Source organism: Sulfitobacter sp. TMED3 (genome assembly GCF_002167505.1).
In the GTDB taxonomy this organism is placed as follows: domain Bacteria; phylum Pseudomonadota; class Alphaproteobacteria; order Rhodobacterales; family Rhodobacteraceae; genus Sulfitobacter; species Sulfitobacter pontiacus.
Genome location: NZ_NHBI01000003.1, coordinates 99,093 through 112,254, shown reverse-complemented (window position 1 = coordinate 112,254; position 13,162 = coordinate 99,093). Strand labels below are relative to the sequence as shown.

Genomic DNA, 13,162 nt, shown 5'->3' with positions numbered 1-13,162 from the left:
CTGCCAAACCAAGGACAGATACATGCAAAAACCTCTCACTTTTCTGGCACCATTCGTGGTGGCAGCTTCGCTCGCCCTGCCCGCNGTTGCGCAGGACGACACTGCCGAAAACACGGATGCGCAGACAGACGTCACCGCTGAAACCGTGGTTGCCACGGTNAATGGCACCGACATCACGATTGGCAGCATGATCATTGCCCGCGCCACCCTGCCCGAACAATATCAACAGCTTCCCCCCGAAGTCCTGTTCAAAGGCATTCTGGATCAGCTTGTGCAGCAAACCGCCTTGTCGCAAGATTTTGACGGTGAAGTGCCAAAGCGGATCGAGATGGCGCTTGAAAACGAACGTCGCCAGCTGATCGCGGGCGAAGTGATCGAGAAAGCAATGGCCCAGGACGTCACCGAGGAAGAGCTGCAAGCCGCCTATGACGAAGCCTACGCCGATGCNGAACCGACCGAGGAATTCAGCGCGTCGCATATTCTGGTAGAAACAGAAGAAGAAGCCCAAGCCGTCAAGAAAGAGCTGGATGAAGGCGCGGATTTTGCCGAGCTGGCGAAAGAAAANTCCACCGGTCCNTCCGGTCCTGCGGGCGGNACTTTGGGTTGGTTCGGNCCCGGCATGATGGTGCCCGCGTTTGAAACCGCCGTTGCCGNGCTTGAAGTCGGCACTGTGTCNGAACCNGTTGAAACCCAGTTCGGCTGGCACGTGATCAAACTGGACGACAAGCGCCAGAAAGAAGCNCCCAAGCTNGAAGACGTNAAGNACGAGCTGGAAACNCANGTCCGTCAGGTNAAAGCACAGACCCTGATCGAAAAGACCACCGAAGCCGCAGANGTTGACCGCTCGGCGGCTGACTCAATCGACCCTTCGGTTCTGACCAACCTCGGCCTGCTGGAGTAACAAATGGGCAAAATCACCGCTGTATCCCCGCTGGCACCCGATCACTTCCCTGATCTTCCTGTCATCGATGGTGTGCGTTTCGCCACCANCGCGGCGGGGGTACGGTATCAAGGCCGCACCGATGTGATGCTNGCNGAATTGGCCCCNGGCNCNACGGTGGCGGGGGCGTTTACNCGCTCTGCCACCCGCGCNGCNCCGGTNCTGGATTGTCAGGCCAAGATCGGCGCGACATCNGACACCGGTGCCGCNATTCTGGTCAACTCGGGCAACGCCAATGCCTTCACCGGCAAGGGCGGCGTCACCGCGGTCGAAGCAATTACCGCTGCNGTTGCTGATGTCTGNAACATTCCCCAATCGCGTGTTTTTACCTCATCGACAGGTGTGATCGGCGAACCCCTGCCCCACGACCGGATTACGGCTGTTCTGGCGGACCTTAAGGGCGCGTTGTCCGACAAGGGCATTTCCGATGCGGCCAAGGCGATCATGACCACGGACACCTTCCCCAAAGGGGCCCGTGCCGAGGTCGAGATTGACGGGAAAACAGTCTCTATCGCGGGGATTGCGAAGGGATCGGGCATGATCGCGCCAGATATGGCGACGATGCTGGTCTATATCTTCACCGATGCGGTTGTCAGCCAACCGGCGCTGCAAAAAATGCTGTCGACCCATACCGATAGCACCTTTAACTGCATCACCGTGGATAGCGACACATCGACCTCCGACAGTTTGATCCTGGCCGCAACTGGCGCGTCGGGCGCGGATGCCAGCGAAAGCGATGCGTTCTCGGAAGCGCTGCACAGCGTCATGCTGAACCTCGCGCATCAGGTTGTGCAAGACGGCGAAGGGGCGACCAAATTCGTCGAGATCGCCGTGACCGGTGCCGCTACGGATGACGACGCCAAGACCCACGGCATGGCCATCGCGAATTCCCCCCTCATCAAGACCGCCATCGCGGGCGAGGACCCGAACTGGGGCCGCGTGGTAATGGCCGTCGGTAAATCAGGGGCCGCTGCTGATCGGGATCGTCTGTCGATCCGCTTTGGCGATATCGAGGTGGCCAAAGACGGCTGGCGCAGCCCCGACTACTCGGAAGAGGCAGCGGCGGCGCATATGAAGGGCCAGAACATCACCATCGGCGTTGATCTGGGCCTTGGCGACGGCAAAGCAACGGTTTGGACCTGCGACCTGACCCACGGCTATATCGAGATCAACGCGGACTATCGTTCGTGAAGGTAATCCTTGTCTCGGCGGTTGCCCTGATCGACGTGGACGGGCGCGTGCTTTTGGCACAGCGCCCGCCCGGCAAATCCATGGCCGGTTTGTGGGAGTTTCCGGGCGGCAAGGTCGAAGCCGGCGAAACCCCCGAAGCCGCGCTGATCCGCGAGCTGCAAGAAGAACTTGGCATCGACACATGGGCCTCCTGCCTTGCCCCGCTGACCTTTGCCAGCCATGCCTACGATGATTTTCACCTGCTGATGCCGCTGTTTGCCTGCCGCAAATGGAACGGCACACCGCAGGCGCGCGAGGGGCAGACCCTGAAATGGGTCCGTGCCAATGCGCTGAAAGATTATCCGATGCCCCCTGCGGACATTCCCCTGATTCCGTTCCTGCGCGACTGGCTTTAGGGCCAGCGCGACCTCGCAGCTGTTTCTTTGCGCGCGTGAATACTGCTTCCTTGACTTTTTTGTTGCTAGACTTAGGCAAATTGTCGCTTATAAAGATGCAACTTCAGGTTCTTCTGGGAGGAAGCAATGCTTCGCACAATCACCATCGGTTCCACCGTATCCGTCCAGGGTATTTTCGTCCGCGACATGCCCGACGGCCGCGTATCGGTTAAGGTTGATGACGCGATCTATACCGGCAAGCCAATCCAGCGCCGGAACTGATCACGCACACGCAAAACATCTGAACCATCCCCCTGCCCCAAGCGTTTGCTTAGGTCATCAAGGATGGATCAATCATGAAGCCTCAACGTGTTATCGTTATTCTGAACAAGGGCTCCGGCCGCAAAGACGGGACAGAGCGTAAGTCCCGGATTTCAGACAGGTTTCAACACCACGACATTCCCGTCAGCTTCGTTGAATTCTCGCCCAATGGCGCGGATTTGGGACAGGTGGCGCAATCGACTGCCGAGGCGAACCCCGATGCCACCATCGTCGCGTCAGGCGGCGACGGAACCATCAGCGGCGTCGCCTCGGGCTTGGCGCATGTGCCCAACCAGATGGGGATTATCCCCGCAGGCACCTTTAACTATTTCGCCCGTTCGCTGAACCTGCCCGAAACCGTTGACGAAGCCGTTGATGTCATCGCCAAGGGCGTCCTGCGCCCCACGGACATCGCCAAGATCAACGGCAACGCGTTTCTGAACAACGCCAGCATCGGGGCCTATGCCGCCATCCTGAAAACCCGCGAAGGCATCTATGACCGCTGGGGCCGCAGCCGTGTCGCGGCCTATTGGTCGGTGGTCAAAGCGCTGGCAACACTCCGCGCGCCGCTCAGGCTGACGGTGACGATTGATGGCAAATCCTTTAAACATAGGACACCGCTGGTCTTTGCGATCAGCAACGCCTTTCAGCTGAATCAAATGGGGCTGGGCGGCGAAGACTGTATCGCCAAGGGCGGCATGGTGCTGCTGGTCGCCCCCGATACGAACCGCTGGGGGTTGTTCAAACACGCCGCCGCGCTGGCCCTTGGGGTCGCGAAACGTGAAACCGACTATCAAATGCACTGCGGGAACGAGATCACGCTTGAGATGCCGCATAAATCACGCCCTGTCGCCCGCGACGGAGAGCTAAGCCGCATGAAAGGCCCGTTCAAACTGCACATGCAGCGCGAGGCCCTGCAGCTGATCATTCCTGCCGAATTTAACGAGGCCGTCAGATGAGCACATTGGTACATCTCTCAGATTTACACTTTGGCAAGGATCGACCCGACCTGCTGGAACCGCTGCTCTCTTGTGTGAACGAGCTGAACCCCGATATCGTCGCCATCTCGGGCGATTTCACGCAGCGCGCGCGGCGGAGCCAGTTCGAGGAAGCGCATAACTTTATCCAGCGGATCAACGCGCCTGTCTTGGGTGTGCCGGGGAACCACGATGTCTTGCTTGACCGCCCGTTCCAGCGGTTTTTCATGCCGTGGCGGCGGTATCGCAAATGGATCAACGCCGATCTGACGCCTCGGTATGAGGACGATGATATGGTCGTCATCGGCATCAACTCGGTCGATCGCTTTTCGTGGCAGACGGGAAAGCTGACGGCAGGGCGTATCGCGCAAGCCTGCAAGGCGATGGATGACACCGCCGCGCGCAAAGCCCGCGTGCTCGTGGTGCATCACCCGCTAGAGCATCCCAATCACACCAAGAAAAAGCCCATACCCGGTGCTGAAATCGCGCTGGAAAAGCTGCTGTCTTGCGGGGCGAACCTGATCCTGTCGGGGCACCTTCACACGTGGCACGCAGAGAANTTTACCGTCGAATCCGGCGGCNCCACNGCGATCCAGTTGCATGCGGGGACCAGCCTGTCGTCTCGNGTNCGCGGAGAGCNGAATGATTTCAACCTTGTGAANATCTCGGACGATCAGGTCTGTGTCGACCGGCTNAGCTTTAACGAAGATAAACGGGTNTTTGAAACGACAGAAGCCCGGACATTTAACCGGGCTTCTGATCATCNGATATCGGACGAGGTGTAACTTAGTCCAGCGTGCGCACGACTTCTTCACGTGTGAAGATTTCGATAACGTCGCCCGGACGGATGTCTTCGTAGTTCTCGAACGCCATACCACATTCCTGGCCTGACGGTACTTCGGCAACTTCGTCCTTGAACCGCTTGAGCGTTTTCAGCGTGCCTTCGTGGATCACGACATCGTCGCGCAGCAGACGCACACCAGCGGCGCGGCTTGCTTTGCCTTCGGTCACCAGACAGCCCGCAACCTTGCCAACGCCGGTCACTTTGAACACCTCTTTGATCGACGCATAGCCGATGAAGTGTTCGCGGATCTCGTTGCTCAGCAGGCCACTTGCGGCAGCTTTCACATCATCAACCATGTCATAGATGACCGAGTAATACCGGATCTCGACNCCCTTCTGGTTGGCCGAGGCACGGGCCGATGCGTTTGCACGNACGTTGAANCCGATGATCGGCGCGTTGGAGGCTTCGGCAAGACCAACGTCGGTGTCGGTGATCGCACCCACGCCCGAGTGAAGGACGCGCACGCGGACTTCGTCGTTGCCGATTTTNTCCATCGCTTGAACGATCGCTTCGGCAGANCCCTGAACGTCTGCTTTGATCAACAAAGGCAGCTCGCTAATGGTTTCGTTCACCTTGGCGTTCGCCATCAGCTGTTCCAGCGTCGTCGCAGCACCAGCCGCAGCGCGTTTGTCTTTGGCGGCTTTTTCACGGTATTCCGCAATCTCGCGCGCCTGCGCTTCGGTGTCGGTNACGTTCAGAACGTCGCCCGCACCCGGTGTCCCGTTAAGGCCAAGCACCTCTACCGGCACGGATGGGCCTGCNTCTTTCACGCGCTCGCCCTGATCGTTGATCAGCGCACGGACCTTACCGTACTGCTCNCCCACAACAAAGATGTCGCCCTGACGCAGCGTNCCGTTCTGAACAAGAACAGTCGCAACGGGGCCGCGGCCCACGTCAAGCTGCGCTTCGATCACGGCACCGACCGCGGCGCGGTTCGGGTTCGCTTTCAGTTCCAGCAGTTCCGCTTGCAGCGCGATGGCTTCCAGCAGTTCGTCCAGACCTTGACCCGTGGTTGCCGATACTTCGACGTCCTGTGTTTCACCGGACATCTTTTCAACGATGACCTCGTGCTGCAGCAGGTCCGTACGGACTTTGTCAGGGTTGGCTTCGTATTTGTCGATCTTGTTGATCGCCACGATCATNGGCACCTTNGCCGCTTTCGCGTGGTTAATCGCTTCGATCGTCTGAGGCATCACAGCATCATCCGCCGCGACCACCAGAACGACGATGTCGGTGACCTGCGCACCGCGCGACCGCATCGAGGTAAAGGCCGCGTGGCCCGGNGTATCGAGGAAGCTCAGAACCTGACCGTTGTCGGTTGTGACCTGATAGGCACCGATGTGCTGCGTGATACCGCCCGCTTCGCCGGACTGAACCTTGGCTTTGCGGATCGCGTCAAGCAGCGATGTCTTACCGTGGTCAACGTGGCCCATGATCGTGATNACCGGAGGACGCGATACCAGATCTTTCGGATCGTCTTCGGCTTCCTTGATCACGTCTTCAACGTCAGCGTCGGAAACGCGCACCACTTTGTGGCCGAATTCCTCGATGATCAGCTCGGCTGTGTCAGCGTCGATGGTTTCGTTCTGNGTNACCATCATGCCGTTTGTCATCAATGCTTTGACGACAGCGCCAACGCGTTCGGCCATCCGGTTCGCCAGTTCGGAAACCACGATCGCCGGAGGCAGGTTGACGTTGCGCACNACCTTTTCACGCTCGACCGAACCGCCCATTGCCTTCTGGCGCTGGCGTTCCTGCTTGCGTTTCATCTGCGCCATGGACCGTTGACGGCCACCTTCGCCACCGGACAAAGCCTGGTTCAGCGTCAGTTTGCCGGAACGACGGCTNTCGTCGCCACCCTTGTTGCGCTTGTTGGTTTCCTCGCGGTCGCCTTCTTTCTTGCGGGCCGCAGGGGTCGGTGCGCCGGATTTGATGTTCGGCGAACGCGGCGCGGCAGGGGNCGCTGCGGGGGCTGCGGCAGCGGCTGCTGCGGCTTCCGCTTCTTTCTTGCGGCGCTCGTCCTCTTCGGCTTTCGCCTTCAGGCTTTCCTCGCGCTNNCGNTCTTCGGCTTCTTTCGCCTCGATCTCGGCACGACGACGCTCGCGGTCTTCNGCGCGGGCCTTTTCCTCGGCTGCGCGTGCTTCGGCTTCTTCCGCCTCGCGGGCGCGGGCAGCCTGAACCGCCTTCAGCCGGCGTTCCATTTCGGAATCGGTGATCCCTGCCGGACGCTTGGAGGGATCCCCGAGCGATGGATTGCTACCGCCGCCGGCTTTTGCGCCAGCAGGTTTGGGCACCACAACGCGCTTGCGCTTGGTCTCGACCACGACGTTTTTCGTCCGCCCGTGGCTAAAGCTTTGCTTTACGTTGCCGGGACGCGAAGACGCTCCCCGCAGGCCCAATGTCTTTTTGCCGTCACTATCGCTCATGAAGCTCGTCTATCCTTTCGGGTGACCGTTGCCACCCTCGTTTATGCGCACGCCTTTTAACCGCTGAGCCTCCTCTACAACACGAGAGGTAAGACCACCAGAGGCGAGCGCCCCATGTATCACAGTTTGGCGTCCGAAAGCCAAACCCAATTCGTCTGCCGTCAGCCAGCCAATGTAATGGCCGTAATGCGGCGTGCTTAGTTTCGATTTGCCGCGGCCCGATCCATCTACTGCCTGGATCAACACTTCGGCTTCTTCCATTTGCAGCCAACCTTTGACTTTTTCGTAGCCCGCAACGGCCTTGCCCGCCTTGCGTTGCAACGAAATCAGGTCAACCACACGGCGGACAAGTTGCTTTTCAACTTCATCCACCAAATCATCCGCAACCTTGACAGGTTGCTTGGCCGAGCGGGCGAACAGACCCTTCTTGGCCGCTTTTTCCAATGCGGCCCGATCCGCTGACACATACATCCCCCGACCGGGCAGTTTCCCCATGATATCCGGGAAAACATGCATGTCGGGACCAATGACAAAGCGGATCAGCCCGTTTTTGGGCTGCGCCTCGCCAGTGGCGATACACTTTCGTTCGGGACCGTCTTGCCGGTCTTTAGAAACGCCACCACGTGTCATATCGTTCCCCAAGGCCCCGCGATCAGGCCTCGGCCTCCTCGTCCGTGTCGATGTCGGCATCGAACTCTTCGTCGACATCATCCGTTTCAAGCTCGGCAGGATCGACCCACCCCAGCAGGACGCGCGCGGTCATGATCAGCTTTTGCGCATCTTCCAGCGACAGATCGAAAGGTTCAAGTGTCCCTTCATCCTTGGTGCGTTCGCCATTCACGGTAGTCCAGCCGCCGGCCAGCTCCCAATCCGCGCAAGTCGCGAAATCTTCGAGCGTTTTTACGTCGTCTTTGGCCAGTGCCTCAATCATTTGGGGTGTCAGACCGTCGAATTCAATAAGCGTGTCGTCCACGCCCAAGGCGCGCGCCGCATCAAGCGCCGCTTTGTTCTGCGCTTCGATCACGTCACGGGCGCGGGCTTGCAGTTCGCTTGCGGTGTCTTCGTCAACACCGTCGATGACCAGCAGCTCGTCCACTTCGACATAGGCGACTTCTTCGAGGTTGGTGAACCCTTCGGAGACCAGAAGCTGGGCAAAGAATTCGTCCAGATCCAGATTGTCCATGAACAGCTTGGTGCGCAGTTCGAACTCGGCCTGACGGCGCTGGCTCTCTTGCTCTTCGGTCATGATGTCGATGTCCAGACCGGTCAGCTGCGATGCCAGACGCACGTTCTGACCACGACGGCCAATCGCCAACGACAGTTGTTCTTCGGGAACGACGACTTCGATCTTGCCGGCTTCCTCGTCCAGAACAACCTTGGAGACCTCGGCAGGCTGAAGCGCGTTCACAAGGAAGGTCGGCTGGTCTTCGTTCCACGGGATAATGTCGATCTTTTCGCCCTGAAGCTCGTTCACAACGGCCTGAACGCGGCTGCCGCGCATACCAACGCAGGCCCCCACAGGGTCGATGGAGCCATCATAAGAGATGACAGCGATTTTCGCGCGCGAACCGGGGTCACGGGCAACGGCCTTGATCTCGATGATGCCGTCATAGATTTCAGGCACTTCCATCTTGAANAGCTCGGCCATGAANTCGGGCGCNGTGCGGCTCAGGAAGATCTGCGGGCCNCGCTGNTCGCGNCGCACATCCTTGATGTANACNCGGATACGGTCGTTCGGGCGNTAGCTTTCGCGGCCGATTTTCTCGTTNCGACGCAGGATNGCTTCGCCAGCGCCCACATCGACGATAACGTTGCCATATTCCTCGCGCTTGACCAGACCGTTGATGATCGTGCCNGCGCGGTCNTTGAANTCTTCGTACTGGCGGTCACGCTCGGCTTCGCGGACCTTCTGCAAGATCACCTGCTTGGCGGATTGNGCGGCGATACGGCCCATTTCAACCGGTGGGACTTCTTCGCTGAATTCCTGACCGACTTCGGGGTTGGCCATATACTGNTTGGCCTGCTCTACCGTGAACTCCGCCTGATAGTTCTCAAGCTCGTCATCGGCCACAACCGTACGCACACGGGTAAAGGTCGCGCGACCGGTCTTGCGGTCGATGGAAACGCGAATGTCCATCTCAGCGCCGTAGCGCGACTTCGCCGCCCGAGCGAGCGATTCTTCCATCGCTTCAACCACGAGATTGGGGTCGATCATCTTTTCGCGGGCCACAGCCTCGGCGGTTTGCAGCAGTTCCAGCTGGTTGGCAGATGTAATGGCCATTTAGTCGTCTCCCTCGGTGGACCCTTCGGTCTCGATGTCATCGAATTTGGTTTCGTCAATCGCACCGGACGCTTTGCGTTGGCGCAGCATTTCTTTGATCAGATCGTCGGTCAGAACCAGTTTGGCGTCGGTCAGCCAATCGAACTTGAGCCCGATGGTGCCTTCCTCGACGTTGATCAGCACCTCGTCATCCTCGACGCCTGCCAGCTCNCCCTTNAAGCGGCGGCGGCCGTCGATCAGTTCGCCGGTCTCGATCTTGGCNTCATAGCCCTCGAACATCTCGAAATCCTTGAGCCGCGTCAGCGGGCGGTCGATGCCAGGGCTCGACACTTCAAGGGTGTATTCATCAAGGATCGGATCCTCGACATCCATGACAGCGCTGATGGATTGGCTGATCAGGGCCAGCTCGTCCACCTCGATACCGCCATCGGGACGGTCTGCCATCACCTGCAACGTCGTCGACTTGCCCGACATCAGGCGNACGCGCACCAGTTCAAACCCCATATCCTCGATCACCGGTGTGATGATCTCGGCCATGCGGCGATCAATGGCTGCTTTTGCAATCAGGTCGTTGTTCATAATCTCACTATCATCCTGCAGTTTCGAGCAGGCACAAAAAAACGGGCGCGCGGCCCGTGTTCAAGATCGGTGGAGCCTCAGGTGTGGACCCCGATGCGCCGCTGTTGAGACGTCATATACGCCCGTATATGTGAAACTGCAAGCCCCGTGTGCCTGCCCTGCTTAGGCCAGCCACCAGCGTTCGGCGGCGCGCAGGTTGTCCAACGGGCGATGCTGGCCGGTGCGCAGGGGCATGGCGATGCTGCGTGACACCGCATGGGTCACCCCGCGTGCATGGGGCAGCAAGGCAATATCATCATAGGATTGAAGGGCTTCGCCATCATTCAGGTCTGCCGCTTCGACCAGATATTCAGCCATCGCCTGCGCACGNACCTGCTGCGCGGGAATGGACACCAGTTCAACCGTATCGAACCAGCCGGCGCTGCGCCCTTTGTAGTGATCNGCCACACGTTCGGCCAAAACCTGCTGACCCGGCGTAAATCNTCGCAGACGGTACAGGCCGGTGCCGATGCCGTCGTCCATCGCNTGGGCGGCGCGGATCACATGACGCGGGTCCGCCAGCGTAAAGGGCAAGTCCATCGCGGGCGCATCCATCGTGATGCGCAGCTGATGGGGGCCCGTCGCCTCTACCACACCGTCCAGCGCGAGGGACGCGACAACATCGCGCGCGGTCATGGGACGTTGATCGTGAAACAGCACATCCTTGCGCAGATCGACCAGCCAGACGCGCCCGTCGGNGCTGCCCTGCCAGGCTGTTGCCAGCTCTCCGCGCAGGGTGCCGTCAGCGGCGATTTCGGTCAGCGTATCAAAGATCANCCCCTGCCGCGCCACCTGCATGAACAGGCCATCGCCCTGCCCCCAGGTATCGCTGCGCGCCGCCCCCGACAGCGCCATCCGCAACCGCCCGCCCGCTTTGGGCATGGACGCCGCCGACACACCTGTCGCCGCCAGCAAGGCCGCCGCAGCACCCGAAGCAAATAAAGCACGGCGATCCATCAAAGAGCGGGTCATTGCGCGGCAATCCTGTCCATCGTGCGCACCAGTTCGGCGCTGATGCCGGGTTCGGACAGCGCGTGACCGGCATTGCGCACCATCTTCAGCTCGGCATTGGGCCAAGCCTGCGCCAGTTCATACGCGCTGGAGGGGGGGCAAATCATATCGTAGCGGCCTTGCACAATCACGCCGGGGATATGGGCAATGCGGTCCACATGCGCAAGGATCTGGCCATCAAACTCAAGAAATCCGGCGTTGGTGAAATAGTGATTCTCAAGCCGGGCGAAGGTGCGCGAATATTCCCCCGGTCCCTCATACGACCCGCCCGACGCATGGATCGAGGCCAGCGCGTTCTCCCACGCGGCCCAGGCCTTGCCGTATTTCACCTCGGTCATACGGTCACCGCAGAACAGCCGCCGATGATAGGCCGCGATCAGATCGCCGTGCTCGGCTTCGGGGATCAGGCCGGTAAACCGCGCCCAAAGATCGGGCCAGAACTTGCCCGCGCCGCCGCCATAGAACCAGTCAAGCTCCGACTGCGTCATCATGAAAACGCCGCGCAGGATGATGTTGCGCACCCTCTCGGGGTGGGTTTCGGCATAGATCAACGCCAGCGTCGCGCCCCAGCTGCCACCAAAAGCGATCCATTTCTCGATGCCAAGCGCTTTGCGGATGCGTTCGATATCCGCGACCAGATCCCATGTGGTGTTATTGATGACCGACGCAAAAGGCTTGGACCGCCCGCACCCGCGCTGGTCAAACAGGATCACGTGATATTTTGCCGGATCGAAATAGCGCCGCATCGACGGGCTGCACCCGCCGCCGGGGCCGCCATGCAGGACCACCACAGGAATGCCATCGGGGTTGCCGCATTGTTCGACATAGATCGAATGACCATCGCCCACATCCATCATCCGCTGATCGAACGGGTCGATCGGCGGGTGAAGATATTGCACTGCGCGCTTTTGGTCCGGGATTTTGTCCATTACAGCCCTATATAGTCATTGGACCCAAAAGAGCACAGAGAGATCAGAATGCAAGCGCCTCAAAGCACTGTTGACCCCGCCGAGATCGAAAAGTTTCAGGCCATGGCCGCCGAATGGTGGGACGAGAACGGCAAATTCAAGCCGCTGCATATGCTCAACCCCTGCCGGCTCGATTACATCACTTCCCAAATCGCCGGAGAGTTCGACCGTGACCTGAAATCGCCCGAACCGTTTCGCGGGCTGCGGATTCTGGACATCGGCTGTGGCGGCGGGCTGCTGTCGGAACCGATGGCGCGGTTGGGTGCGACCGTGGTCGGAGCCGATGCCGCGGCGGGCAACATCCCTGTCGCGCAGGTCCATGCGCAGCAATCGGGGCTCGACATCGACTATCGCCACACCACCGCCGAGGCGCTGGCCGAAGCGGGCGAACAATTCGACGTGGTGCTGAACATGGAAGTGGTCGAACATGTCGCCTCTCCCATCGATTATCTGATCGCCTGCCGCACCCTGCTGAAACCCGGCGGGCTGCACATCTGTTCGACACTGAACCGCAACCCCAAGTCTTTCATGATGGCGATTGTCGGGGCAGAGCACGTGATGCGCTGGCTGCCCAAGGGCACCCATGAATGGTCGAAATTCATCACGCCGGATGAACTCTTTGACCTGCTGCACAAGGCGGGCCTGACGGCGGTGGATCGCAAGGGCTTCGTTTTCAACCCGATCACATGGTCGTGGCGTCTGTCCGATCGTGACCTGAGCGTGAACTACGTCACCGCCAGCCTGAAGCCAGAGTGACCCAAACCGGCGTCAGCCTTCCAGCTGGCGCCGCAAGGCGCGCAGGGTATCGAGCGTGGCACGCACCTGCGCCTCGCCCAGATCATCGGCCACATCATTGATCAACGGCGAGATTTGCCGGATCGCATGATCCCGCGCGTTGCGCCCTGCGGGGCTGATCGCCACCATCTTTCGCCGTGCATCGTCCCAATCGGGGCGGATATGCACATAGCCCGCCCAGACCAGTTTATTCAGCGTATTCGTCATCGCACCACGGGTGACATTGAACGTCTCGGCCAGCTGCGCAGGGGTCTTTTCGCCGTCATGCCAGGCCAGATTGTTCAGCACCGAAAAATGCGAAATCTCCATNCCTTTGGGCAGCGCCCGGGTCAGCCGGTTGCGCATCCGTTGATCAGCCGACAGCAATTCGCTGATCAACGTGATCGCAAGTGAGTTTCGNTTTTCCGTCATAAGCC

General features: G+C 59.7%; 14 protein-coding genes. 7 read left to right on the top strand and 7 right to left on the bottom strand.

Annotated features, from left to right (window positions below; translation table 11 throughout):
* Positions 1-22: 22 nt before the first annotated feature.
* The 6 genes from CBB63_RS00705 (at position 23) to CBB63_RS00680 (ending at position 4,588) form a co-directional block, all read left to right on the top strand.
* The gene (locus CBB63_RS00705) at positions 23-901 is read left to right on the top strand and encodes a peptidylprolyl isomerase (RefSeq protein ID WP_286697774.1); all 879 of its coding nucleotides are present in this window, start codon (positions 23-25) and stop codon (positions 899-901) included.
* 3 nt (positions 902-904) lie between these two features.
* Positions 905-2,131 carry a bifunctional glutamate N-acetyltransferase/amino-acid acetyltransferase ArgJ gene (gene argJ / locus CBB63_RS00700; protein WP_286697773.1) on the top strand — a complete coding sequence of 409 codons (1,227 nt, stop codon included), beginning with the start codon at positions 905-907 and terminating at the stop codon, positions 2,129-2,131.
* Positions 2,128-2,526: an 8-oxo-dGTP diphosphatase MutT gene (gene mutT / locus CBB63_RS00695; RefSeq protein WP_286697772.1), complete on the top strand. Its 399-nt coding sequence runs from the start codon at positions 2,128-2,130 to the stop codon at positions 2,524-2,526. Before argJ ends, mutT begins: the two co-directional genes overlap by 4 nt.
* A 126-nt stretch (positions 2,527-2,652) precedes the next feature.
* On the top strand, positions 2,653-2,787 hold the full coding sequence (locus CBB63_RS00690) for a hypothetical protein (protein ID WP_005850863.1): 135 nt from the start codon (positions 2,653-2,655) through the stop codon (positions 2,785-2,787).
* Between the two features lie 74 nt (positions 2,788-2,861).
* Positions 2,862-3,785: a diacylglycerol/lipid kinase family protein gene (locus tag CBB63_RS00685; RefSeq protein WP_286697771.1), complete on the top strand. Its 924-nt coding sequence runs from the start codon at positions 2,862-2,864 to the stop codon at positions 3,783-3,785.
* Positions 3,782-4,588: a metallophosphoesterase family protein gene (locus CBB63_RS00680; protein WP_286697770.1), complete on the top strand. Its 807-nt coding sequence runs from the start codon at positions 3,782-3,784 to the stop codon at positions 4,586-4,588. Before CBB63_RS00685 ends, CBB63_RS00680 begins: the two co-directional genes overlap by 4 nt.
* A gap of 1 nt (position 4,589) precedes the next feature.
* On the opposite strand, the gene infB is transcribed toward CBB63_RS00680, so the two are convergent.
* The 6 genes from infB to pip form a co-directional block, all read right to left on the bottom strand.
* Positions 4,590-7,073, bottom strand: coding sequence for a translation initiation factor IF-2 (gene infB / locus CBB63_RS00675; protein ID WP_286697769.1), 2,484 nt, complete (start codon positions 7,071-7,073; stop codon positions 4,590-4,592).
* Between the two features lie 9 nt (positions 7,074-7,082).
* Positions 7,083-7,703 carry an RNA-binding protein gene (locus CBB63_RS00670; protein WP_005850857.1) on the bottom strand — a complete coding sequence of 207 codons (621 nt, stop codon included), beginning with the start codon at positions 7,701-7,703 and terminating at the stop codon, positions 7,083-7,085.
* Positions 7,704-7,725: 22 nt separating this feature from the next.
* Positions 7,726-9,354, bottom strand: a complete 1,629-nt coding sequence (gene nusA / locus CBB63_RS00665; RefSeq protein ID WP_286697768.1) for a transcription termination factor NusA — start codon at positions 9,352-9,354, stop codon at positions 7,726-7,728.
* Positions 9,355-9,933, bottom strand: a complete 579-nt coding sequence (gene rimP, locus CBB63_RS00660; protein WP_286697767.1) for a ribosome maturation factor RimP — start codon at positions 9,931-9,933, stop codon at positions 9,355-9,357.
* Positions 9,934-10,095: 162 nt separating this feature from the next.
* Positions 10,096-10,770 (bottom strand): ABC transporter substrate-binding protein, encoded by a 675-nt coding sequence (locus CBB63_RS00655; RefSeq protein ID WP_502695834.1) that lies wholly within the window; start codon positions 10,768-10,770, stop codon positions 10,096-10,098.
* Positions 10,771-10,940: 170 nt separating this feature from the next.
* Entirely contained in the window at positions 10,941-11,912 is a 972-nt protein-coding gene (gene pip, locus CBB63_RS00650; protein ID WP_286697765.1) for a prolyl aminopeptidase, read from the bottom strand.
* Positions 11,913-11,960: 48 nt separating this feature from the next.
* Here pip and ubiG point away from each other — a divergent pair, with 48 nt between their 5' ends.
* Positions 11,961-12,707 carry a bifunctional 2-polyprenyl-6-hydroxyphenol methylase/3-demethylubiquinol 3-O-methyltransferase UbiG gene (gene ubiG / locus CBB63_RS00645; RefSeq protein ID WP_064217204.1) on the top strand — a complete coding sequence of 249 codons (747 nt, stop codon included), beginning with the start codon at positions 11,961-11,963 and terminating at the stop codon, positions 12,705-12,707.
* 12 nt (positions 12,708-12,719) lie between these two features.
* On the opposite strand, the gene CBB63_RS00640 is transcribed toward ubiG, so the two are convergent.
* Positions 12,720-13,157, bottom strand: a complete 438-nt coding sequence (locus CBB63_RS00640) for a MarR family winged helix-turn-helix transcriptional regulator (protein ID WP_286697764.1) — start codon at positions 13,155-13,157, stop codon at positions 12,720-12,722.
* Positions 13,158-13,162: the final 5 nt, after the last annotated feature.